22 protein-coding genes are annotated in these 21,831 nt (G+C 62.5%); 11 read left to right on the top strand and 11 right to left on the bottom strand.

Annotated elements, in window-relative coordinates; translation table 11 throughout:
* The first annotated feature begins 156 nt into the window (after positions 1–156).
* On the top strand, positions 157–471 hold the full coding sequence (locus JQ597_RS19475) for a hypothetical protein (protein ID WP_212265846.1): 315 nt from the start codon (positions 157–159) through the stop codon (positions 469–471).
* Positions 472–504: 33 nt separating this feature from the next.
* On the opposite strand, the gene JQ597_RS19470 is transcribed toward JQ597_RS19475, so the two are convergent.
* From JQ597_RS19470 to JQ597_RS19460, 3 genes are all read right to left on the bottom strand, one after another.
* Positions 505–1,023, bottom strand: a complete 519-nt coding sequence (locus tag JQ597_RS19470) for a hypothetical protein (protein ID WP_212265845.1) — start codon at positions 1,021–1,023, stop codon at positions 505–507.
* A 168-nt stretch (positions 1,024–1,191) separates the two neighbouring features.
* On the bottom strand, positions 1,192–2,088 hold the full coding sequence (locus JQ597_RS19465) for an alpha/beta hydrolase (RefSeq protein WP_212265844.1): 897 nt from the start codon (positions 2,086–2,088) through the stop codon (positions 1,192–1,194).
* Between the two features lie 198 nt (positions 2,089–2,286).
* Entirely contained in the window at positions 2,287–2,631 is a 345-nt protein-coding gene (locus JQ597_RS19460; protein WP_212265843.1) for a hypothetical protein, read from the bottom strand.
* 87 nt (positions 2,632–2,718) lie between these two features.
* On the opposite strand from JQ597_RS19460, the gene JQ597_RS19455 reads away from it, so the two are divergent.
* The gene (locus tag JQ597_RS19455; protein ID WP_212265842.1) at positions 2,719–4,017 is read left to right on the top strand and encodes a phospholipase D-like domain-containing protein; all 1,299 of its coding nucleotides are present in this window, start codon (positions 2,719–2,721) and stop codon (positions 4,015–4,017) included.
* Between the two features lie 163 nt (positions 4,018–4,180).
* Here the strand turns inward: JQ597_RS19455 and JQ597_RS19450 are convergent, their stop codons facing one another.
* From JQ597_RS19450 to JQ597_RS19435, 4 genes are all read right to left on the bottom strand, one after another.
* The gene (locus JQ597_RS19450; RefSeq protein WP_212265841.1) at positions 4,181–4,810 is read right to left on the bottom strand and encodes a transglutaminase-like cysteine peptidase; all 630 of its coding nucleotides are present in this window, start codon (positions 4,808–4,810) and stop codon (positions 4,181–4,183) included.
* A 330-nt stretch (positions 4,811–5,140) separates the two neighbouring features.
* Entirely contained in the window at positions 5,141–5,755 is a 615-nt protein-coding gene (locus tag JQ597_RS19445) for a PilZ domain-containing protein (RefSeq protein ID WP_212204845.1), read from the bottom strand.
* Between the two features lie 96 nt (positions 5,756–5,851).
* The gene (locus tag JQ597_RS19440; RefSeq protein ID WP_212265840.1) at positions 5,852–7,015 is read right to left on the bottom strand and encodes an MFS transporter; all 1,164 of its coding nucleotides are present in this window, start codon (positions 7,013–7,015) and stop codon (positions 5,852–5,854) included.
* Positions 7,016–7,066: 51 nt separating this feature from the next.
* Positions 7,067–7,501 (bottom strand): hypothetical protein, encoded by a 435-nt coding sequence (locus JQ597_RS19435; RefSeq protein WP_212265839.1) that lies wholly within the window; start codon positions 7,499–7,501, stop codon positions 7,067–7,069.
* A 143-nt stretch (positions 7,502–7,644) separates the two neighbouring features.
* On the opposite strand from JQ597_RS19435, the gene JQ597_RS19430 reads away from it, so the two are divergent.
* Positions 7,645–8,418 (top strand): enoyl-CoA hydratase-related protein, encoded by a 774-nt coding sequence (locus tag JQ597_RS19430; RefSeq protein WP_212265838.1) that lies wholly within the window; start codon positions 7,645–7,647, stop codon positions 8,416–8,418.
* Here JQ597_RS19430 and JQ597_RS19425 read toward each other — a convergent pair.
* Positions 8,405–8,965: a PAS domain-containing protein gene (locus JQ597_RS19425; RefSeq protein WP_212265837.1), complete on the bottom strand. Its 561-nt coding sequence runs from the start codon at positions 8,963–8,965 to the stop codon at positions 8,405–8,407. The genes JQ597_RS19430 and JQ597_RS19425 overlap by 14 nt on opposite strands.
* Positions 8,966–9,537: 572 nt before the next feature.
* Here JQ597_RS19425 and JQ597_RS19420 point away from each other — a divergent pair.
* Together JQ597_RS19420 and JQ597_RS19415 are read left to right on the top strand one after the other, a co-directional pair.
* Positions 9,538–10,332 carry a rhomboid family intramembrane serine protease gene (locus JQ597_RS19420; RefSeq protein WP_212265836.1) on the top strand — a complete coding sequence of 265 codons (795 nt, stop codon included), beginning with the start codon at positions 9,538–9,540 and terminating at the stop codon, positions 10,330–10,332.
* 206 nt (positions 10,333–10,538) lie between these two features.
* Positions 10,539–10,967 (top strand): CBS domain-containing protein, encoded by a 429-nt coding sequence (locus JQ597_RS19415; RefSeq protein ID WP_212265835.1) that lies wholly within the window; start codon positions 10,539–10,541, stop codon positions 10,965–10,967.
* Between the two features lie 3 nt (positions 10,968–10,970).
* Here the strand turns inward: JQ597_RS19415 and JQ597_RS19410 are convergent, their stop codons facing one another.
* Entirely contained in the window at positions 10,971–12,026 is a 1,056-nt protein-coding gene (locus JQ597_RS19410; RefSeq protein WP_312010908.1) for a patatin-like phospholipase family protein, read from the bottom strand.
* Between the two features lie 233 nt (positions 12,027–12,259).
* Here JQ597_RS19410 and JQ597_RS19405 point away from each other — a divergent pair, with 233 nt between their 5' ends.
* A complete protein-coding gene (locus JQ597_RS19405) occupies positions 12,260–13,327 on the top strand; it encodes an RgsD C-terminal domain-containing protein (protein ID WP_212265834.1) in 1,068 nt (355 codons plus the stop codon).
* A gap of 211 nt (positions 13,328–13,538) precedes the next feature.
* On the opposite strand, the gene JQ597_RS19400 is transcribed toward JQ597_RS19405, so the two are convergent.
* On the bottom strand, positions 13,539–14,054 hold the full coding sequence (locus JQ597_RS19400; protein ID WP_212265833.1) for an SIR2 family protein: 516 nt from the start codon (positions 14,052–14,054) through the stop codon (positions 13,539–13,541).
* A gap of 358 nt (positions 14,055–14,412) precedes the next feature.
* Complete coding sequence (locus JQ597_RS19395; RefSeq protein WP_212265832.1) at positions 14,413–15,348, bottom strand: tyrosine-type recombinase/integrase; 936 nt, start codon at positions 15,346–15,348, stop codon at positions 14,413–14,415.
* A gap of 520 nt (positions 15,349–15,868) precedes the next feature.
* On the opposite strand from JQ597_RS19395, the gene JQ597_RS19390 reads away from it, so the two are divergent.
* The 5 genes from JQ597_RS19390 to JQ597_RS19370 all read left to right on the top strand — a co-directional run bounded on the left by JQ597_RS19390 (position 15,869) and on the right by JQ597_RS19370 (position 21,348).
* Complete coding sequence (locus tag JQ597_RS19390; RefSeq protein ID WP_212265831.1) at positions 15,869–17,335, top strand: sensor histidine kinase; 1,467 nt, start codon at positions 15,869–15,871, stop codon at positions 17,333–17,335.
* On the top strand, positions 17,332–20,292 hold the full coding sequence (locus JQ597_RS19385) for a bifunctional [glutamine synthetase] adenylyltransferase/[glutamine synthetase]-adenylyl-L-tyrosine phosphorylase (protein WP_212265830.1): 2,961 nt from the start codon (positions 17,332–17,334) through the stop codon (positions 20,290–20,292). The genes JQ597_RS19390 and JQ597_RS19385 overlap by 4 nt, the downstream gene beginning before the upstream one ends.
* A gap of 181 nt (positions 20,293–20,473) precedes the next feature.
* Positions 20,474–20,851 (top strand): hypothetical protein, encoded by a 378-nt coding sequence (locus JQ597_RS19380; protein WP_212265829.1) that lies wholly within the window; start codon positions 20,474–20,476, stop codon positions 20,849–20,851.
* Between the two features lie 7 nt (positions 20,852–20,858).
* A complete protein-coding gene (locus JQ597_RS19375) occupies positions 20,859–21,044 on the top strand; it encodes a hypothetical protein (protein ID WP_212265828.1) in 186 nt (61 codons plus the stop codon).
* Between the two features lie 145 nt (positions 21,045–21,189).
* Complete coding sequence (locus JQ597_RS19370; protein WP_212265827.1) at positions 21,190–21,348, top strand: hypothetical protein; 159 nt, start codon at positions 21,190–21,192, stop codon at positions 21,346–21,348.
* The last annotated feature ends 483 nt before the right edge of the window (positions 21,349–21,831 follow it).

Raw genomic sequence — 21,831 nt, 5'->3', positions numbered from 1 at the left:
CGCATCAAAAACAAACGAGTAGAGTGCGGTCCTCATGTATCAGGATCGCACGGGCTCAAGAGAGCCGCATTCAGCAAACAATGCCGGCCAAAGGCAAATCACCTGCCTGCGAGTTAAATCTGATCGGGATTTCGGAAGCGCCGGGGCGAGGGATGAATGGGGGCCAAAAAACAAGGCCGTCGACGCAGTATACCGTCAACGACCTTGCCAGCCCCGGATATTGAAATCGGCTCACGCCATCCGGTGAACTGCAGCATGCAGGAGATTCCCGCGGCCATATGTGAAGCAGTTCACACTCGGAACACAAAATTGGCAGGAAGGCGGATTTTTGGTGGCATCTGGTGGAGAGCTGCCGCCGGCCTGCAGCCGGGCACGGCGGACTGGGCTGAACGCGTCACGATCAGCCACGCAAAGGGCACCGGCGATCACGGTAGTATCGCGAAGGCGCTCAGTCCGTTCCTCTGGCTTTGAGGGACGGTCCCGGACCGCGGCCCGGGGCGGGCGTCAGCCGTTCGACCTGCCGCGCTTGAGTTTGGCGCTCTTGCTGGCGCGCGGCTTTGCCGCGTTGGATTTCCTGACCGACCGTTTGCGGGCAGAGGGCGGGGCGGCCGGTTCGGCCGCCTGCGCGCTCGCGAACGATTGCCGCAAGCCGTCGATCGATTCGGTCAGGGTCCCGACCTGTTCGGAGAGCTTTCTGGTATCGGCCTGCTGCGCGGCGAGCAGGCGGCGCACCGTCAGTAATTGATCCTGGACCACTTGGAGCTGATCGATCGATTCCTGCTGGGTGGCTTCGATGCCCTTGGTTTTCTCGACCAGCTGTTCGGACGCCTGCGCGGTACGCGCCTGCAATTGCCTGACCGCGACGACGCGGTCGGTTTCGGGCGCGGTGCCGGTATAGGCCCGCCACAGCGTGATTGAACCTATTCCCAGCACGACAATGACGAGTGCCGCAGCGCCGATTGCGATCGGCTGGCCACTGATGCGCGCAAGCGCACTGGTATTCCGGGGGGCGGGTTCGATCATGAGACTCTAAATCCGGACGTAATTTCAATGCCCTCGATTACCACAGGCTTGGCTGCGCCGAAACCAGGGATTCACCCAGTCGAGGCGGGATTCCGGGTAAAACATCAATAATCCCGGGCTTTTGCGCTGCAGAATGGCCTTGGGCGGCCTGCGCGGCCTGCACACGCTCTACGGCGGTCTTTGCAGATGCGCGCGGACAAATTGCCCCGCCTTCGCCAATGCGCGGCGGCCATCTTCCAATCTCGCATTCCAGACCGGCCACGCGTGGATCATGTGCGGCCAGATTTCGAGGCTCACCTCGACGTTATCAGATCCGGCGGCGGCCGCCAGCCGTGTGGCGTCCGCCAGCAGCGTTTCGGCCGAGCCGACCTGGATCAGGAGCGGCGGAAAGCCGGCGAGATCCGCAAATAACGGCGAGATCAGCGGTTCCCGGCGATCGAGCGGCAACGGCGCATAGGCGTCCGCGAGTTCGGCGAGATAGGCCCGGTGGATCAGCGGGTCCGTCGCATCCTTGGTGTCGAGCGTGGTGCCCGACATCGTCAGGTCGGTCCAGGGCGAGACCAGCCAGGCGCAGCCGGGCAGCTGCTCGCCTTCCGCACGCAACCGGCCGATCAGCCCGAGCGCGAGATTACCGCCGGCACTGTCGCCGCCGACGGCGATGTTTGCCGCCGGTATGCCTTGCTTGCGCAGGAAGCGCCACGCCGTCAGCGCGTCCTCGTGGGCGGCCGGGTAGGGGTGCTCGGGCGCGCGGCGGTAATCGATCGCGAGCGAGCGCGACTGCGCCGCGCGGCCGGCTTCCGTCACCATCCGGCGATGGCTCTGGATCGAACCGGAGCAATAACCGCCGCCGTGAAAATACAGCAGCACGCGCGACGCGTCGCTGCCTGATACAAGCGACCACTCGCCGGGGACGCCGTCGCAATCGACGGCGTCACATTTCACATCGGATGCGACCGGCCAGGTCGATCCGACTTCGTCGAGCCGCTGGCGCCGCTCCGACCATCCGACCGGTCGCGGTTTCGAGCCCAGCAATTCACGGATGGCGTCGATCTCAGTGTCGGCCAAGGTGCGTTCTCCCGAGGAGGCCGGCCATCATCGCACGTCGGCCGGGCAGCGGAAAAGCCGAGACGCTACGGACCTGCGGCGCGTAGAGCCCCGACAGAGCAACAGGGTCGCCGTTTCATATTAAGTACACGTAAAAGATGTGATACATGATAGAGCAACTTTCGTCCTGCGCGAGGTTTGGAAAGAATTCCTTCAACGTCAATCTGCTTCAATGCGGGGGTTCGAATGTCGGAAATCAATCTCAAAGTGTTTTCGAACGCCGACGATGCGCATCTTGTCTGGACACACGCGGATGACATTCCCGGATGCCTGGGGTTCGCCATCGAATGCCGGCGCGGTGACGCGGAGCCCAAATATCTGTCGAACCGCGTCGGCTTCGAGGATGACGTGGAAGTTGACGGCGACGGCAATCAGCTCACTTCGCGCTCTTCGCAGATCTGGCCGTTTCAACGCTATGACTGGACCGATCACGCGACCGATCTCGGCGATGTGATCGCGTATCGCGTAGTCGCTAGGGTGGTGGATGCCGATGGCAAGCTGCATGACGGGCCGTCGAGTGAATGGTCCAGAACGCTGACACTTGGCGCGGACTGCGGCGACGGCGTCAGCGTGCACTTCAATCGCGGATACGTGCTGTCGCAGTTCATGGCGCGCTACATGAAGCGCAAGGGCATCACCCTCGCGGAGCTGAAAGAGACGGCCGTCGTTGTCAGCGAGCAGGTTGACCGCGAAGCTCGATCCTTCCTCGGCGGAACACTGCGCGAGACCATGCTGCAGATGATGGCCGAAGTGGCCGACGACGATGGGCTTGAGCTCCATGCAGCGCTATACGAACTGAGCGACGAGGAACTGGTGGACGGTCTCGTCGCAATAGGCGAGCGCGCGCATATCGTGCTGGCTAACGGCAGCGTTGAAGTGCAAGGAGAGGACGAAAATGAAGAAGCCCGGACGCGGCTGAACGACGCTGGCGTCGTGGTTCACGATCGTTTCCTCGCACCGAGGGCCTTGGCGCACAACAAGTTCGTGGTTGTGGGGCGCCGGGCCGCGGGCGGATTCAAGCCGGAAAAGGTGTGGACGGGCAGCACCAATTGGACGCCGACCGGCCTCTGTACTCAGCTCAACAACGGGATCATGCTGGTTCATGACGAACTGGCAGAACGATTTGAGGCTCAGTTCAAGCTGCTGGCCGAAGCGGGCGATGTCGTGTCCGAGGAACTGCTCGCCTCGAATAACCGGCCGAAGCGAGGGATCCCGCTCGGCGACGCCACAATCGACAGCTGGTTCTCCAAGATGAGCGGCGAGGTCGATATCGAGGAACTCGTCGATCTCGTGAAGAACGCGAAGCAAGGCGTGCTCTTCGTGATGTTCCAGCCCGGCAACGAGCCTGTGCGCACGCTGCTCAGGATGCAGGAGGAAAAGAACCTGTACGTGCGCGGTGTGGCGACGCAGTTCACCAGCACGGGCGCCGAGGAGTTCAAATTGCTGAAACAGAACCCGGAGGATTTCTTCCTCGATTCCGCGCAGGCAACAGGGGTGCGCAAGACGGTTGGAGAATGGGCGGTGGAGGGCACGGCGACAGATTTCCGGGCGCATATCGGCCACGCCATTACGCATTCAAAGATGATTGTGATCGACCCGTTCGGCGACGATCCCATCGTGATCACGGGATCGCATAATTTCTCGAAGTCTGCGAGCGGCAAGAACGATGAGAATTTTCTGGTCATTCGCGGTCATCGCGAGATCGCGATGCACTATTCGATCAACGCGATGCAGACCTACAGTCACTATCGCTGGCGGGCCTATCTCGAAGAGGCCGCAAGAGAGCACAGGGACCCGTTTCAATTCCTCTCGCGCAACCCGAATTGGCAACGGCGTCGAAGGACCGGCGAAACCAAACGCATGCTCGAGTTCTGGCTGCCGGAAGACTAGATCAGCGCAACGCACCCGGTCTATCTGTCCGCACGCCGGCTGGGCTTTGTCACAAAAAAGTTGCGGCCAGGCTTTGGGGGAAGCCTGGCCGCGCGCGAACCGGTCTGGGACGGGGAGGGGTGGGGATGTGACCGGGTCGCGGGTTCGTAAAATTCCTGTTTCGTTAGCGATCGCGAGAACTGGCGGTGGCGACCGCGGGGCGGTTATCACCGAGCGACACCCACAGATTAGGGTCGCTCTGCGACTGACGCTTGACGAAGCGGTAGCCAGTCTCCGTCCAGGCGAGGACGTTTTCGTTCTGGTTGTCGAGCACGAATTCGCCCTTGTCGGTTTTGACCGTGAGCACCGCGTGGCCTTCGCCCTTTTTGTCGCGCACCACCGTGATCAGCAGCGCCTCGCGCGGCCAGCCGGCGTCGATCAGCATCTTGCGCTTCAACAGCACGTAGTCCTCGCAGTCGCCGTAGCCGTCTGTCGGCAACGACCATTTCTCGATCACACCCCAATGATCCATGTCGGTGATCGGCTTGATGGTCTCGTTGACCCACTTGTTGACTCTCAGCAAATCTCGCCATGCCGTCTGCGACAGCACGATGTCCCGCGGCTGTGATGCGCCGCCGCGGCAGTCGCCGGGATTCTCGGCGCAGAATTCAACCCAGCCGATCGGCGAACGCGTGGTATCGCCAAGGCTGGCATAGAGCGCGTCACCGGCTTTCGCCTGATAACTCGTAGAGACGCTCATCCCCAGCAGGATGGCGGCAACCGCCAATCCCTTCCCCTGTCCCCTGAACAACATTGTGGCCCCCGTTTCTTGTTGGGACCATGTTTCGCACAAAGGATTTGCGCCGCCGCTAAGTCAGCCAAGTACATTTGACGCGAATACAAGTAAAAGACGCGGCGAATTCGATCTATACTTGAATAAAATTCGCGTAAAATTTGAAACAACTGCAATTGATTCAAATTTTACGCATTAACGCGCCAGGCGCTGCCGCAGCGGCACTTGTGGTTGCAAAAGCGCCCGGCGTTAACCTGCTCTGGCCGGCGTCAGAGCGCACAAAGGCGGTATCCGGCAACGCGGATACCGCCTTTTGAAGTCGGGAAATCGAGGATTGGGGCGGCTGGCGCTTTACCGCGCGCTAACCGCGTCTTCGAGCGTCTCGGCAATTTGCTCGTGGACGAACTCGAGCGCGAAGCCTTCTTCGAGATTTCGCACCACCCGGGACTGGACCTTGCCCAGCATGACAAGCGATTTCAGCGGCGGGCGGTTTTCCGCGGCAATCGCCGCACCCGACGCCGAGAGGTCGATGATCCGGCAGGTCATCTTGCTGCCGTCCTCGAGCGTGAGTAGCGCGATCGGGTTGCGCGGCACGATACGGTCGTGGCGGCGGTCTTCCGGCAGATTGAGAATATCGCGGTTGGCGAGCCAGGTGAGCTGGGCGGCGAGCTTGTCGCGTTTGCGCGCGGTCGCGCCCACGGTCATGGCAAAACCATTGTCGATGATGCGGGTGATCTTGCCCTCAACCCGGCCGATATGGTCGAGATAGGCGATCACGCGGTCGCCGACATTGCCGATGCCGGGCGCCAGCAGGGCCAATCCGCCCGGCGACATATTGATGATCTGGCAGGGAAATTCACGCCGGTCCGGCAGCATATAGCGGCCGAGCAGGTGGACTTTCACGCGCTGGAAGCGCCGTCGCTCCTGAGCGACCGGGACAGTGGATTTTTTTTGCGCAAACGACATTCTTCGCCACCCGACGTCCGGTCCTTCGGCGTCAGGAAGACCCTAAGGCCGACAGGGTTAATGATGTGTTATCGCCGGTTGCATCAAGTATGTGCATCAAGCTGTGTGTGTCCGTGCCGCCGCAATCCGGTTGAACGTCCACAGCAGCGGCGGGCACAGCAAAACCATCGCCGCACCGAAGTCGAATGCGGTGGCAGCGGTCCCCGTCCATTTGGCGAGGCTGCCGCCGACAAACGGCCCCAGCATCATCGCCGCATAATAGACCGTGTAGAACAGGCCCATGCCGATCGCGCGGGTGGAAGGCTGCAGCACCTGCGGGGGCAGGCTCATGATCGGCCCCGACGGCAGCGCGCAGACGAGGCCGAGCGCGACGACTGTCAGCAGCACGGCGCCGGAGCGTGGCAGCATCAGCATCAGCAGCGCGAACACGATGCACCCGCCGACAAGAACGGTCTGCGGGCGCTTGGTTCGATCCGCCAGAAATCCGCCTGCCGGGCCCGCGAGCGCCGCCAGCCACAGCACGATGCTGATGGTCGATCCTGCTGACGCGATCGACCAGCCGCGTTCGACCAGCAATAACGGTCCGAAGCTGAAGATCATCGCAAAGCCGATATTGTAGATGCCCCAGAGCAGCCCCGCGACGATCACCGCGATCGTTACGTTGCGGTCGAGACGTGCGGGAGCGCCGGAGACCGCAGCCGCATTCGGCGGCGATCGATAGCCCGCGGCAAGAAGAACGATCCCCCATCCGATCAAGGCTGCGACCGCGAAATAGACCGCGCTCACGCCCCAGGCGGTGCCGATCGCGGGCAGGGTCAACAACGAAAGCGCAATGCCGGCCGGCCATGAATTGATGAAGATCGCCATCGCCGTTGCGATCTCGCGACCGGCGAACCAGTCGGCGACCATCTTGGTCATCTGGACGTTGAGCAGCACGCCGCCGGCGCCTGCGATCAGCCGTCCCGCCATCTGCACGTTCCAGGAATCCGACAGCGCCATCGCAAGGCCGCCGATCAGCATCAGCGTGAGCGCGGCGAGCACGGTGGTCTTGTCGCCGAACCTTTGCCCGATTGCGCCGCCCGGCAACGCAATCGCCACGCCCGGCGTGAAGTAAAGACCGATCAGCAATCCGATATCGGCAAGGCTGACGCCGAAATTGCTGCCGAGCAACGGCGCGACCGCGGCCACGCTCTGAAACTGGAAGGCCATCGTGAGGCGAACCACGAACAGGATCGCAAGAATGCCCCAGCGATTGCGCAATGCCGCACCTTCAAGAGTTGTCGAGCAACCTCCGACCGCGAGCGAGCTATGTCAACGCGCGCACAGATTTCGGCCTGAACGTCGACCGGCGGTCGAAAGCCACTTCTGGACCAGCTGATTGAGATCCTGCTTGATCGAGTTGAGCAGCGACTCCAGCCGTTCCGGCCTGAAGGCGGGTTGCTCCGGCAAGACAGCTTGAACGGCCGGCTCCGCGATTGCGGTTTGAACGCGCTTCTCCGTGATGTCGGGCTTCTCGGTGATGACGGGTTTTTCGGGGAAGACAGGCCTTTCGGGGAAGACTTGCCGAACCGCTTGAACTTTACGGGCAGGCCGCTCTGGAAACACCGATCGAGCGGGCTCCTCGACCTGCGCGCCGGCTTCGACGAACTCGCCGTGCAAAACATCCTCGCGCCGTCCCATCAGCCACAGGACCGCCCAATAGGAAACCGCCAGTAAAATGACGCAGAAAATAATGATCTCAAACATGGCTCACGTCCAATCCGGTCAGTATCCCGGCAAAGGTCGTTTTCGGTCAAGACCGCTGAAAGCGATTGTTTGTCAGTGCGTTGTTTCGGTACCATCATGCTTAATGGCCCGGCAGGGCCGGCCAAGTTAAGGGGAGGGATGCGATGCCGGGAGTGAAGCGGGACCGCGACGATGCCGTTGGCGTGCTGACGCTGGACGAGCCTGCGACGCTGAATGCGATGACGCCCGACCTGTTGGGCGATCTTGCCCTCGCGATCCCTGAGATGACCGAGGATCCCGGGGTACGGGCGCTGGTCCTGACCGGCGCCGGCCGCGGCTTTTGCTCCGGCCAGAACCTCAAGGCCGCGGCCATCCTCGGCGACGACATTGTCGATGGGGTGATGCGGTATTACTGGCCGGCCTTCAAGGCGCTGCGCGAATGCCAGGTGCCGGTCGTGGTGGCGGTCAATGGCGTCGCCGCCGGCGGCGGCTTCAGTCTCGCGATGGCGGGAGACGTGATTGTCGCGGCGCGCTCGGCGAGCTTCATTCAGGTCTTCAGCCGGATCGCACTGGTGCCTGATCTCGGCTCGACCTGGCTGTTGCCGCGCCTGGTCGGCCGGCAGCGCGCGCTCGAACTGATGTTGATGAACGAGCCGCTATCGGCCGAGACGGCCAGGGAATGGGGACTGGTCCGGGAAGTGTTCGATGATGCCGCGCTTCAGGGCGGCGCGCTGGCGCTGGCGCGCAAGCTTGCAAACGGTCCGACGCGGGCGCTGGTTGCGACGCGCCGCCTGCTCGAGGAGAGCGAACACGCCAGCTATGCCGATCAGTTCCGGCGCGAAATCGAGACGCAGGCCGAGATCCGCAAGAGCGCGGATGCGCTGGAGGGACGCAACGCGTTTCTTGAAAAGCGCGCCGCGCGGTTCAGCGGCCGGTAATCCCCTCATACACCATGAAGCCGCGCGCGATGGCTAGCTTGCGCAAGGCGCGGGGAACGAGTTTTTCCGGCCGGTGCAGATAGCGCCACGACGTCAGCTTGAAATCCTTCAGGGTGCCGAGATCGTCCTCGAACGGCGCCAACAGGCCGGTGACGCTGATCGGCGCGTGCGCGCGGTTGTTGAACGGCAGCAGCAGCAATTCCAGATGCGCCGCCCGGCCGTCTTCCGACGTCGCGGTGATGCCGGCGACGGCGGCCAGCATTTCTTCGGCGACGTAAGTCACGACGTCTTCGATTTCGCGGCGGCTCTCTGGTGCGAACAGCGCCGAGAAGCTGCTGTCCTTTGCGTCGCGGCCGAGCAGGGCGCAGACCCGTGTTCCGGCGACGCGGAAGGGGAAGCCGGCCTCGTTTTCGTAACCCAGCACGAAGATGTCGCCGAGCAGTTCGCGTACCGCGGAAGGTTCGATCTCGCTGCGGTCAGGTGCCCGCGCGTGGCCGCGTTTTGCGTCCCAATAGGCAAAAAACTGACGGCTGGATGGATGTTTCATACGTTGGCCTCGCCCCCGCCCGTGGCAGGGCGGCACATATCTGTCCCGATTTTGCTCACGTGCTGTCCCTTCTGTGTTGTGCAGGACAGGCTGTGCAGCGTCCATGCCGTGGACGCGGTTTGGCCGCTTTGGCGGCGGCTTTGCGTTATTAACGTTAAATTAACTATGAGATTGGCGATCCCGGTGCGGCCTGCGTAGAGTGGAACGCATCGGGCCCGGCCGGCTTATCTCCGACTTACCGGCTCGGTTGGTACACAGGTGGCGTCAAACAGTTTGGTCGTCGCGCGGGGAGGGGTGGGGATGTTCCCCCAAGCTCCAGGGGCGCGAAAAGATCGGCACGATGAGGGAGGACGTTCTCAGCGTCCTCCCTTTTTCTTTGCTCTTGTTGGCATAGCGACCCTGTCTCGTGTCCCGGACGCAGTGCAGCGCTCTTGCGGTGCACTGCAGAGCCGGGGACACGGGTATGTCCACCACAGCCATTTTGTGCACTTGCACAGCGCGGGCAAAGCCGCCTATCTGGGCCGATTATTCCCCAAAGCCGCCTCTAAAGGTCTCTAAAGGTCCCTGGCCCCTTGGAATCCCAGCCTGAAACCCAGCTTGAAGCCCCGGACGGTCCGCGAGAGCCGATCCTGACCCTGCCGGGTGCGCTGACGGCCTATATCGCGCTGATCGCGGTCATTCATCTGCGGGTGCTGCTGCCGCCGGACCTCGAGAACTGGACCATCGACGTCTTCGGTTTCATTCCGAAACGCTACGATTCGACGCTGCTCAACATCGATTTTCCCGGCGGAGCGGGCGCCAAGGTCTGGACCTTCGTCACCTATTCGCTGCTGCACGCCAATCTCACCCATATCGGCTTCAACGTGCTGTGGCTGTTGCCGTTCGGCAGCGCGCTGGCGCGCCGGTTCGGCGCGGTCAGGTTTTACCTGTTCATGGCCGTGACGGCCGCGGCCGGCGCGATTGCACATCTGCTCACGCATGAACACGCGATCGCGCCGATGATCGGCGCGTCGGCGTCGGTGTCCGGCACCATGGCGGCCGCCATTCGCTTTGCCTTCGTGAAGGGAAGCTTTCTGTCGTTCAGCCGCGGCGACGCGGATGAAGCGGCGAAGGTGCCGGCGCTGTCGCTCGGACAGGCCTTTCGCGACACGCGCGTGCTGGGATTTCTGGCGGTGTGGTTCGGCGTCAACATCATCTTTGGCGTCGGATCGATTGCGATCGGCGCCGACGGCGGCACCGTGGCGTGGCAAGCGCATATCGGCGGATTTCTCGCCGGCCTGATGCTGTTTTCGCTGTTCGATCCGGTGCCACGGGCGGCAGCGCATGCTGCAGATGCGTCATCGCCTGACGAGGCCGACCGCGTCTGATCGTCGCTTGCGGCGCACCGCGATTTCATCCATCATCTTGACATGTGTGACACAAGACAAAGCCCGCTGCCATGCTGGACAGCCGAGCTTGTAGACCGCGCCTGAAACGAACGCTCTTGAAACGAGTTCGGCGCGGAACTGTTGATTGAAGACTCGCGAACAAGTCGAACCCCCAAAAGGGGTGCGCACCGATTCAGGAGGCGGCAATGACGGTACGTGCAATTCTCGATTCCAAAGGCCATGACATCCTGAACGTCGAGCCAGATGCCAAGCTCTCGGCCGCGGTCAAGCTCCTGGGCGAGCGCAAGATCGGCGCCGTGCTGGTCATGAACCAGGGACGCCTCGAAGGCATCTTGTCGGAACGCGACATCGTTCGTGTGCTCGGCGAGCGCGGCGCCAAGGTGCTGGATGAGCCGGTCAGCGCCGTGATGACGCGCAAGGTCGTCAGTTGCCGGGAGTCGGACACGGTCAGCGGCATCATGGAAATGATGACGCTGGGCAAGTTCAGGCATTTGCCTGTCGTCGAGGAGGGCAAGGTGGTCGGCCTGATCTCGATCGGCGACATCGTCAAGCGCCGTGTCCACGAATATGAAGCCGAGCAGGAAGCGCTGCGCGACTACATCAAGACCGCCTGAGCCCTATTCTTTCTCTGGTCCGGCCTTTTCGGCGGGCGCGGCGGCACCAGCCGCTGGCGGCGCCAGAATGTGGATCGCTTCCTGGATGGAATCGATGGCGCGCTCGGCGGCGCGCACGCCATGGGCGATCAGATCGTCGGCGCGGTGAAAATCGAACAAGCCGATCTTGCCGACCCGGGGCGAGATCAGGAGATCCGGCGGATCGCCGGCCAGCCGCGCGCGGGTGATGCGGTCCTGCATGATGTTGAAGGCGTCGACCATGACCGTGGAAATTCCCGGCCGGCCGGGCGCGCCGAAGAATTCGCGCTTTACGGTGCGTTCGGCGGAGAAGAATTTTCCGAGGCCGCGCTTCGGAGTTGCAGGTTCAGGCGCTGCTTCCGGCACAACCGCAAGCTCGGCGGAAGGGCCATGCGCATAGATCGTCGTCGAGTGGGTAAAGACGTCGCTGGAGAGATTGGCGGCGATGACGATCTCCGCGCCGAGGGCGCGGGCCGCCGACACCGGAACCGGGTTGACCAGCGCGCCATCGACCAGCCAGCGGTCGCCGATCAGGACCGGCGAGAATATTCCCGGCAGCGCGTATGAGGCCTGCATCGCGTCGATCATGCGGCCATGGGTCAGCCAGATCTCGTGGCCGGTGCGCACTTCGGTCGCAACAGTGGCGAATTTCACCGGCAGGTCCTCGATCAGGCCCTGACCCATCGTCGTCTCGAGTTGGGCGGCAAGCCTGCTGCCGCCGATCAGGCCGGAGCCGTTGAGACGGATATCGAGATAGCTGAAAATATTGCGCGGCTGCAGGCCGCGCGCCCATTCTTCCACCTTTTCGAGATTTCCGGAGGCGTAGCCGCCGCCGATCACCGCGCCCATCGACGTTCCCACCACGACATTGGGATGGATACCGTGGGCGACCAGGGTCTTGATGATGCCGATATGGGCGAACCCGCGCGCGGCGCCGCCGCCCAGCGCCAGCCCGATCACCGGCCGGCGGATGCTGCCGAGCCCTACCTCGTCACGGCCGTCGGAGCCCTTTTGGCCGCGGCCCATCCAGTTATCCAACACGAAAAACTCTCCTGCGGCTCAAGCATATTCGCCGCGGCATGGCCGTACCAGAATCATGTCAATCAATTCCAGATGCATGGTTTATGCCCGGCCAAAGCGGCCTAGGCGGAGATTATGACTGGACTGCGACCGCGTGATCAACTGCCGGTTCCTTGGTCCAGGAGGCTTCGGGCTGCTCTTTCGGGCTACTCTGCAGGCTTGAATTTGCCGCGTTTTCAGTGAAAAGCATGGCGATGACTTGGCGAGGCAATGGCATCGGCGGGGACGGGAGCGCATGGCGGCTTTTCCCGCGGCTTCTGCTTGCCTCAATGTTTGCCTTGGTGTTGCTGGCACCTGGCCCGGCTTCGGCCCAGATGTTCTCCGATCGCCCGCCGCCGGTGCCGCCGGGTTCGATTCCGGATGCACCGTCGGGTCCTGCGATGAACCTGGCGCCGCCGGGCTCGATTCCCGCCCTGCCGCCAACGCTGACGCAGCCGACCCTGGTGCCGCCGTCGATCGCCACCGTCCCGCCGGTTGCGCCGCCGCCGGGCGCCGCGACGCCTGGCCAGGCCGTGCTGTCGTTGACGGCGCGCTACGGCAAGGATTTGCCGGTCATCAACAGCGGGTTGGTGTGGCGGGTGTTCGCGGACAAGCCGGACGATAACGGCACGTTCCGCCTGATCCGCGAGGACCGCGGTGCGACCCCGAACATCGTGCTGCCGCCGGGCAATTATGTCGTGCACGTCGCGCTCGGCCTCGTCAGCGCGGTGCGGGCGGTGAGCCTGAAGTCGGAGACCGATCGGGAATCCTTCGTGCTTCCGGCCGGCGGCCTGCGCATCGAAGGCCGCGTCGGCACCTCCAAGATCCCGCCGAACCAGATTTCGTTCGCGATTTATAAAGGCAGCCAGTTCGACGGCGCGGAGCGGACCTCGCTGTTGCCCAACGTCGCCGGCGGCGACGTCGCGCTGCTGCCGGAGGGCACCTACTACATCATCTCCAACTACGGCGACGCCAATTCCGTTGTCCGTTCCGACATCCGCGTGCAGGCCGGCAAGTTGACCGACGTGATCGTCACCCATCGCGCCGCTGTGATCACGCTAAAGCTGGTCAGCGACAAGGGCGGCGAGGCGCTCGCCAACACCGCCTGGTCCGTCATCACGCCGGGCGGCGACGTCATCAAGGAATCGATCGGCGCATTTCCCCGCGTCGTCCTGTCCGAAGGCGAATACCGCGCCATCGCCAAGAACGAAGGCAAGGTGTTCGAGCGCCCGTTCAACGTGGTGAACGGTGTTGATGGCGAGGTCGAGGTCGTGGCGCGGTAGCGAACCTCATGGTGAGGAGCGCGTCTTCGCGCGTCTCCGGACGATGCTTCGCCGGGCGAACCGTGAGGCCCGTGGCCCGTCCCTCGAGACGGCCGCGTTAGATCTAACAAGCGAGGAAACCAATCGTGAGCAGGGTCGCTGCTTTGCAGCTCTCTCGCCATGCTTATCAAGACCCTGTCAGAACACCTGTTCTTCTATCCATCGAAGATAGTCAGCCGAGCCGTCCGGGGGCGAGGAGCCGTTTGGAGACATGGGCCGGCGGCGCCTTTCCATAGCCTACCCAATAGAGCCCATACTCGAACGTCCTAACATCGGCAAGAAGATCAAAAACCGGATCGTTCTCGCCACTATAACCGACCACACTCCAAATCCGGCCTTTGTGCGCATCCTCGAAAACAGGTTTCACATAGCGCCGATGTTTGTTCACCTCTTCACGCGTGTTGAGAAGCACAAAGCCATCACGCTGGCCATGGAGATGGAATATCGACTTTTCACTCACCTGGTCGGGATTGAAAAGATGCGATGCGGCGAAGTCATAAACCGCCGGGAACGAATTTATGAGTGAGCAAGCCCTGGAAACGAGCGGATCAAAATTGGTAGTAAGTACCCGATCGACAAAGTCATGATCTATAAGTTGGGCGAGCGCGAGGTGGGCCCAATTGATTTTCGCATTGTCGATGCATCCGCCAATAAGGTCGCGTCGGACCCCCCGGTCGAGAGCGGCCATGCAGCCAGGATAGTCTTTTGGGGGTCGCACGCGCGTAGGCGGCAGGATATGCGGTCCTAATATGCTCTACCACTGCACCTGCGACGGAATCCCCGCGCTGATCGAACAGCCAGCACCAAGTAGCACGGTGCATTTTCGCGTTGTGCCTGGTTTCGGCCGCAGCGCCTCTACAATGTCTTCTAACCTGCGTGGGGGCGTTGGCATCAAACTATTCTCATGTTGGAATTGAGTGCACCAAGCAGCACTAAGCTGACACCGCATGCTGTAGGTTTGTGCGCCTCGTTAGGCGACGAGATTGAGCTTTGGCCGCTTTCTTGGTGGCTGCTCGCTCGACGTATCCTTGCGCGGCTTGATGAAGTCAGCCCACCTGCAGCGCCTCGCGGCGTCGATTGATCATCTCGCTGTCCCAGTACGACAGTTCAGCCTCATCGCCGATACGGTGTGACAGGCAGAACTCGAGCACTTCGCGGCGGAAATTGTGCTCGTTGTTGTCTGCGCCCCAATTTCGGAAGCTCGTGCGGCAGCCATGCATGGTGGATTTGACGGCAGTGCGCTCGATGGCCCCAACAAGCGCGTTCGCCCGGAACGGCTGATGTTCCTCCGCGTGGTCGGAGGGGAACACGTACTTATCCGTGCGCGGCATCGATTGGATGATCTCGATTGCCTGATCTGACAGCGGAACGAGATGCGGCTTCGGCTCTAGCTCGCCCTTAATCTTCATCTTCTCAGCCGGAACCATCCACGTCCTTGCTTCGAAGTCGAGTTCCGTCCACTCCATCAGCCGGATTTCCTGCCTCCGCGACACGGTGAGGATGCCGACTTCTGTGCAGCGCGCGGCGTTGCCGGGATCATAGCGCAGCCCTGTCATCATTCCCGGCATCTTCGTATATGGCGCGGACCGATGCCCCTTCTTGCGATTCAGCTTGCGGGGCGACGGGAGCAGATGTTTGAGGTTGCCGCGCCATGCAGCCGGGTTCTCGCCCGCGCGCAGTCTCAAGGCTTTGGCGGCGTCCATCAGCCGCTCGATCCGCTGGCGCGTCCGCGACGCTGTGACCGGCTTCACGGTCCAGATCGCCTTGAGCGCCTCCAACACGTGCTCGGTGGTGATCTCCTGGAGTTTCTTGTCGTGCAGGCTCGGCACATCCCGGATGGAGCGCTGCCACTGCTTTAACTCCTCTTCGGACAGCCCTTGGCACCAATCAGGATACTGCTCCTCGGCAAACTCCTTGAAGGTCTTGCTGCCCTGAGCGGTGGCCCGCTTCTTGACGCGCGGATCGATGCCCTCGCGCTTCAACGCGACCTTATAGTCGCGCGCCTTCTCGCGCGCCCACTAAGGGTCAGAACGTCACCGCTTGCGCTGTCGCGATCGCCAGCCCTGGCGAACTCCCATCTGGGCCCGCGTGCCCTCGAGGTCGGTGAAGCGGAAGGCCCACACCCGATCACCGCTCTCGCGCACCACCAGATAAAGCCCCCACCGTCCGCATGTACGCCAGGTTGCAGGGATTTAACTTGGTTCGAATTGAGTGCCACTTTAACGTTCCCGTTCTGCTTACCACTTACCGTCACGGATGCTCGGTCGTGATGGTTAGTTGTTCCAAAATCGACCTGCTTTGGATCGGTGACCATCACGGATACTTTACGAGGGAAAGCAGCGTTAACTTACCGTTATTTCACCAAAACCGGCCGGCGTTCGGCGATTTTTAGCGAAGCCAGACGACGGTAGATGCCAGCAATACATTGAAAATAAATGGAAATAAAAGCTGTGACGACGGTCAGTGATAACAGACGAAGCACTCAGATTGGATACATGATCCGTGACGGCATTCGGTAAACTGATCCGCACCACGGCGTTTCGGCTGACGCTGGTGTACCTGTTTCTGTTTGCGCTGTTTGCCGCCTCGCTCCTGGGCTATTTCGCCTGGAATACGCGCCGGCTGATCAACGAGCAGATCACCGCGACCGTCAACGCCGAGATCGCAGAGATCGAGATCATCTACGCACGCCGCGGGCTGCAGGGCCTTGCCCTCACGCTCGGCCGCCGCACGCTGCGGCCCGGCGCCAATCTCTATCTCGTCACCACGCCGGCGGGAACGGCGTTCGGCGGCAATGTCGAATCGCTCTCTCCGGGCGTCATGGCCTCTTCGGGCTGGTCCGAGACGGCGTACCGCCGGCTCGACGAGCAGGACACCGCCCACCATCGCGCGCTGGTGCGCGTCACCCAACTCGACAACGGTTTTCGGCTGCTGGTCGGACGCGACCTCGAGGAACGAAGGCGGATGTTCGGCATCGTCGCCAACGCCGCGCAATGGTCGCTGCTGGTCGTCATCGTGCTCGGTCTCGGCGGTGGCATCTTCGTGGCGCGGCGGGTGCTGCACCGGATCGACGCCATGACCGGCACCACCCGGCGCATCATGGCCGGCGATCTCTCCGGCCGGCTGCCGGTGGGCCGCAGCGGCGACGAACTCGACCGGCTCGCGCAAAACCTCAACGCCATGCTGGAGCGGATCGAGGCCCTGATGACGGGGCTCAAGGAAGTCTCCGACAACATCGCCCATGACCTGAAGACACCGCTGACGCGGCTGCGCAACCGCGCCGAGGAGGCATTGGCGAGTTCAGGCAGCGAGAGCGAATACCGCGCCGCGCTCGAACGCACCATCGAGGAATCCGACGGCCTGATCCGCACCTTCAACGCGCTGTTGATGATCGCGCGCGCCGAGTCCGGGCAGGCGCGCGGCAACATGGACGATTTCGACGCCGCCGACGTCGCAAAAGGCATCCACGAACTCTACGAGCCGCTGGCCGAAGACGACGGCCTGACCTTGCGCGTCAGGGCCGCACCCGCAGCCCTGCACGGCAACCGCGAGCTGATCAGCCAGGCGCTGGCCAATCTGGTCGAGAACGCGATCAAATACGGCAAGCCGGATCCGGCGGTGCAGCCGCTGGACGCCGCGGTGGCGGCACGTTCCCGGGAGATCCTGATCGAGTCGCGGCGCGAGGGCGATACCGTGCTGCTCAGCGTCACCGATCACGGCCCCGGCATTCCCGAAGGCGATCGCAAGCACGCGGTGGAACGGTTCGTGCGGCTGGAGGCCAGCCGGACGCTGCCGGGGTCCGGCCTCGGCCTCAGCCTGGCCTCGGCGGTGGCAACCCTGCATGGCGGCGAACTGCGGCTCGGCGATGCGCATCCGGGCCTGGTCGCGACGCTGGCCATTCCGGCGCGCGCGGCCTCCGGTGACAGGCTTGCGGCTCAAACGCAGGATGTGCCACAGAAGGTGGCATGAACTCATCCGCGCCGGGCAACGCGGAAGGACAGGGCCTCGCCGCGCGCTTCGTGGACGGGCCGCATGTCTCCGCTTCCAGCAATGCCGAACAGATATTTTCAGCCTGGCTCTCCGAACTGGAGCCGGCGCAGTTGGCTGCGCTCGAGGCCGTGCTGGCGCAGCCGTTCGCCAGGCGCATCCTGCTGGGCATCGCGGAGTTCTCGCCCTATCTGTTCGATCTGTTCCGCGCCGACGCCGCGCGGCTGATCCGCTTGCTGGCGTGCGACCCGGAGTCGCACCTTTCCACGCTGATCGAGAAAACCACCAGCGACGTATTCAATGCGGCCAGCGAAGCCGACGTGATGCATCTGCTTCGCCGCATGAAGGCGGAAGCCGCGTTGATGACCGCGCTGTGCGACATCGGCGGGGTCTGGCCTGTGATGCGCGTGACGGCGGCGCTGACCGATCTCGCGGTCGCTTCAGTGCAGGCGGCGCTGCGGTTCCTGCTCCGACAGGAGGTCGTGCGCGGCCGGATGAATGCAGCCAACCATGACCGGCCCGAGGAAGGCTGCGGCCTGATCGTGCTCGCGATGGGCAAGATGGGCGCAGGCGAACTGAACTACTCCAGCGACATCGACCTGATCGTGTTCTTCGATCCCGCCGCGACCTCGCTCGTCGCCGACATCGAACCGGCGCCGTTCTTCGTGCGCGTCACGCAGGCGCTCGCACGGATTCTGCAGCAGCGCAGCGGCGACGGCTATGTGTTCCGCGTCGATCTGCGGCTGCGCCCCGATCCCGCCTCGACGCAAGTCGCGATGTCGACCGACGCGGCGCTGCATTATTACGAGCGGGAAGGGCGCACTTGGGAACGCGCCGCGATGATCAAGGCGCGGCCCTGCGCCGGTGATCCCAAGGCCGGCGAGGCGCTGATTGCCGAACTGGCACCGTTTGTCTGGCGCAAGCATCTCGATTTCGCCGCGCTTGCCGACGTCCATGACATGAAGCGGCAGATGCAGACCTATCGCGGCCAAAGCGAGATCTCGGTCGAGGGCCATAACGTCAAGGTCGGCCGCGGCGGCATCCGCGAAATCGAATTCTTCGCCCAGACCCAGCAATTGATCGCGGGTGGCCGGCATCCGCATTTGCGGGTGCGGCCGACGCTGCAGGCGTTGCAGGTGCTGGCGACCAGCAACTGGATCACGTTTCAGGCGCAGGAAGAGCTCACCATCGCTTACGAATATCTGCGCCGCGTCGAGCACCGGCTGCAGATGATATCGGACGAGCAGACCCATGCGCTGCCCGACGAGCCCGAAGCCATGGAGCGTTTCGCAAACTTCTTCGGCTATGAGAGCCGCGCCGCCTTCGCAAAAGATTTGCTCGGCCACCTCAAGACAGTGCAGGGGCATTACAGCAAGCTGTTCGAGGGCGATCCGACCGGCACCGAGAAACTGCCCGATGTCAATTACGGCGCGGGACCCGAAGACCCGCGGCTGCTGGATCATTTGGCGACGCTCGGTTTCAAGAAGCCGGTCATGGTCGCAGGCACCCTGCAGCAATGGATGACGGGCGATTATCGCGGGCTGCGTAACGAGGCCACCAAAAGCGCGTTCATCGAATTCATCCCCGGCCTGATCGACGGCCTCGCGCATGCCGAGGACCCCGACGATGCCGTGACGGCGTTCGACCGTTTCCTCGGCGCGCTGCAGCGCGGCGGGCGGTTGATCTCGCTATTGAGCCAGAACCGCGATCTCGTTGCGCTGGTGGCGCTGATCCTCGGCGCCGCGCCGCGGCTCGGCGACATGCTGGCGCGTCAGCCGCAGATCATGGACGGCTTGATCGACCCGCGCTTTTTCGGCGCGATGCCGGACCAGAAGGAATTGTCCGCGCGGCTTGCGACGACATTGAAGGACGCGGATTCCTACGAGGACTTTCTCGACCGGTTGCGGTTGTTCGGCCAGGAAAGCCTGTTCCTGATCGGCACGCGCATTCTTTCAGGTACCGTATCGGCGCAGCAGGCCAGCGTCGCCTTTGCCGATGTGGCCGAAGGTATCGTGAACACCGTGCATGGTCTCGTCACCGACCAGTTCGCGACCCAATATGGCAGGATCAAAGGGCAGGAGACCGCGATCATTGCGATGGGCCGGCTCGGCAGCCGCGAGATGACCGCGTCCTCCGATCTCGATCTGATCCTGCTTTATGATTTCGACGAGGAGTATCCGGATTCCGACGGCGAGCGGTCGCTGCACGGCGCGCAGTATTTTGCGCGGCTGACCCAGCGCCTGATCTCGGCCTTCACGACGCGGACCAATTACGGCGTGCTCTATGACGTCGACATGCGGCTGCGCCCCTCGGGCCGCGCCGGCCCGGTGGCGTCGCGGATCGATTCATTCGCCGACTATCAGGAACGCGAGGCCTGGACCTGGGAGCACATGGCGCTGACGAGGGCGCGGGTGATTTCGGCATCCCCTGCGTTCCGCAAGAAGATCGAGGACATCATCCGCGGCGTGCTGGTCCGCTCCCGCGATCCCGCCAGCACGGCGACCGACGTCGCCGACATGCGCCGCGCCATCGCACTGGAAAAAGGCGAGGACGACATCTGGGACCTGAAACTCGCAGCCGGCGGCCTCGTCGATATCGATTTCATCGCGCAATATCTGCAGCTGGCTTATGCTTCAGCCAAACCCGAAATCCTCAGCGTCTCGACGCTGCAAGTGCTCGACCAGGCCGCGCGGCTTGGCGTGCTGCCGCAAGCCGAAGCCGAAGTGCTGCGCCAGGCTGCGCGGCTCTATCACGACCTGACCCAGATTTTGCGTTTGTGCGTGAACGGCAAGTTCAACCCGGAAACCGCAGGCGAGAATCTGCAGCGCGTAATGGCGCGCGCCGGCGACACCCCGGATTTCTCGACGCTGCAGGCAAGGGTAAGGGAGACCGAGGCGGAGGTGCGACGGGTGTTTCTGGCGCTGGTGGGTGGGGGGTAATTCACAGGATGCGCGATGCGTCGTGGATTCGCTAAGCAGCAACCTTTTGTTGGCCATGGAAATCCCGCGCATCATTTGGCGGGAAGGCAGTACTAATACCGGGAAGCGCCAAACTGCCTGCGAGTGCCTTGTGTTCCCGCCACAGTAGGCGCAACACCTCCTGGGCAGGGGGAAGTCAAAAATGCGAAATCTCGGGATCGTGGTGCTTTGCACCGCGCTGGCTGGCTGCGCGTCGAGTTCATCTGATATCATGCCGGCTTACGTCTCGCCGGTCGCGTATCAGAGTTATACGTGTCAGCAACTGGCTCAGCAAGCACAGGCCGTTTCAACCCGGGCCGCTTCGCTATCGGGCGTTCAGGATCAAAAGCGAACCAACGACGGCCTGGCAACCGCTGCGGCCGTTGTCATCTTTTGGCCAGCCGCGTTTTTCGTCGGCGGCGACAAGCAGACCGCAGCCGAGCTTGCCCAAATGAAGGGGCAGATGGTTGCCATTGAACAAGCCGCAAACATCAAGAAGTGCGGCATCCAATTCCAGGGGCCGCGGCCACCGGGGACATGAGCCGACGATGACCGGCGATGAATCAAGGAATCTCAAGGTCGGTAGTCGCATTCGCTGGGGTGCAGATGAAGGCGATCAGGCAACCGTCACGGAGAGGAACTGGTCGGGCGTATCCCTTAAATGGGATAATCGGGCCGAACAGTCCATTTTGCACAATGACATGAAATTGGCGTCTCTCATTTCAAGGAAATGATAGCTGTATTGCCAAATCGACCCAGGCTGCGCTTTTTCCCGACCCGCCGCCGCTTGTACAAATTCGCACAGGATGAGCAATATTGATCAGCGTCTTGGGGCGGCCAGCGTGCATATTGGCGGGATCACCACCCAGGAGGCAGCGAATGAAAATCATGACGCAAAAAATCAGGGAGCATACGTGCTCCGCCTGCAAAGGAACGGGCTTCCCCGTGGTGAAGCAGCCTGTGCTGGCAACCCGCAGAATCTATCCGGCCAAGTGCGTGGCCTGTACCGGCAAAGGAAAAATTACCGACGCTGATTGAGGTGCCTTGTACGATACGCAATTGCCGATCGGGAATGACGCAAAAAAGGCGAGCGCAATCAACAAAATTTGCCCGACGGGCAAATCAGTTCCGATTTACGGAAATCGTGTCAAGTCCAGAATTTCCGAAAATCAAAAATATTTTCCTTTCCTTCGACCCAAATCATCGGCACATTCTCGCCATCCCGTCCCACTCAGAGGGGCGTTGGCCATCGTCACAACGAGGGGCGGGTCGCGGTGGACGCTGATGTTGCGATTGACGGTCGCGGCTGATGCGTACGGTGAAGGCGTGTGGTCCTGGCGCCCGTAACGGCGTCAAGTCTTTCGGGAGCTAACGCTTCCGAGGGGCGACGGTGGCAATAGAGGCCGTCTCACCGGGGAGAGCGCGCTATAAACCGTAAAGCCATTGCGCAGGGAATGTCGGATGTTCTCCGCTGCCCTGTATGCTCATGTGCAGCATTCTTATGCACAATCGCACATGAGA

Origin of the sequence: Bradyrhizobium sp. AUGA SZCCT0177 (genome assembly GCF_018130125.1) — a bacterium.
Lineage (GTDB): Bacteria > Pseudomonadota > Alphaproteobacteria > Rhizobiales > Xanthobacteraceae > Bradyrhizobium.
The sequence above is the reverse complement of the archived record's forward strand: the minus strand, read 5'-3'. Positions and strand labels throughout refer to the sequence as shown.

Excerpts from the sequence above, each read along its gene's own strand:
- JQ597_RS19475 (WP_212265846.1), top strand. The coding sequence starts at position 157 with ATGGGGGCCAAAAAACAAGGCCGTCGACGCAGTATACCGTCAACGACC.
- JQ597_RS19470 (WP_212265845.1), bottom strand. The coding sequence starts at position 1,023 with ATGATCGAACCCGCCCCCCGGAATACCAGTGCGCTTGCGCGCATCAGT.
- JQ597_RS19460 (WP_212265843.1), bottom strand. The coding sequence starts at position 2,631 with ATGCAGCTTGCCATCGGCATCCACCACCCTAGCGACTACGCGATACGC.
- JQ597_RS19450 (WP_212265841.1), bottom strand. The coding sequence starts at position 4,810 with ATGTTGTTCAGGGGACAGGGGAAGGGATTGGCGGTTGCCGCCATCCTG.
- JQ597_RS19445 (WP_212204845.1), bottom strand. The coding sequence starts at position 5,755 with ATGTCGTTTGCGCAAAAAAAATCCACTGTCCCGGTCGCTCAGGAGCGA.
- JQ597_RS19435 (WP_212265839.1), bottom strand. The coding sequence starts at position 7,501 with ATGTTTGAGATCATTATTTTCTGCGTCATTTTACTGGCGGTTTCCTAT.
- JQ597_RS19430 (WP_212265838.1), top strand. The coding sequence starts at position 7,645 with ATGCCGGGAGTGAAGCGGGACCGCGACGATGCCGTTGGCGTGCTGACG.
- JQ597_RS19425 (WP_212265837.1), bottom strand. The coding sequence starts at position 8,965 with ATGAAACATCCATCCAGCCGTCAGTTTTTTGCCTATTGGGACGCAAAA.
- JQ597_RS19415 (WP_212265835.1), top strand. The coding sequence starts at position 10,539 with ATGACGGTACGTGCAATTCTCGATTCCAAAGGCCATGACATCCTGAAC.
- JQ597_RS19405 (WP_212265834.1), top strand. The coding sequence starts at position 12,260 with ATGACTTGGCGAGGCAATGGCATCGGCGGGGACGGGAGCGCATGGCGG.
- JQ597_RS19400 (WP_212265833.1), bottom strand. The coding sequence starts at position 14,054 with ATGGCCGCTCTCGACCGGGGGGTCCGACGCGACCTTATTGGCGGATGC.
- JQ597_RS19385 (WP_212265830.1), top strand. The coding sequence starts at position 17,332 with ATGAACTCATCCGCGCCGGGCAACGCGGAAGGACAGGGCCTCGCCGCG.
- JQ597_RS19380 (WP_212265829.1), top strand. The coding sequence starts at position 20,474 with ATGCGAAATCTCGGGATCGTGGTGCTTTGCACCGCGCTGGCTGGCTGC.
- JQ597_RS19375 (WP_212265828.1), top strand. The coding sequence starts at position 20,859 with ATGACCGGCGATGAATCAAGGAATCTCAAGGTCGGTAGTCGCATTCGC.
- JQ597_RS19370 (WP_212265827.1), top strand. The coding sequence starts at position 21,190 with ATGAAAATCATGACGCAAAAAATCAGGGAGCATACGTGCTCCGCCTGC.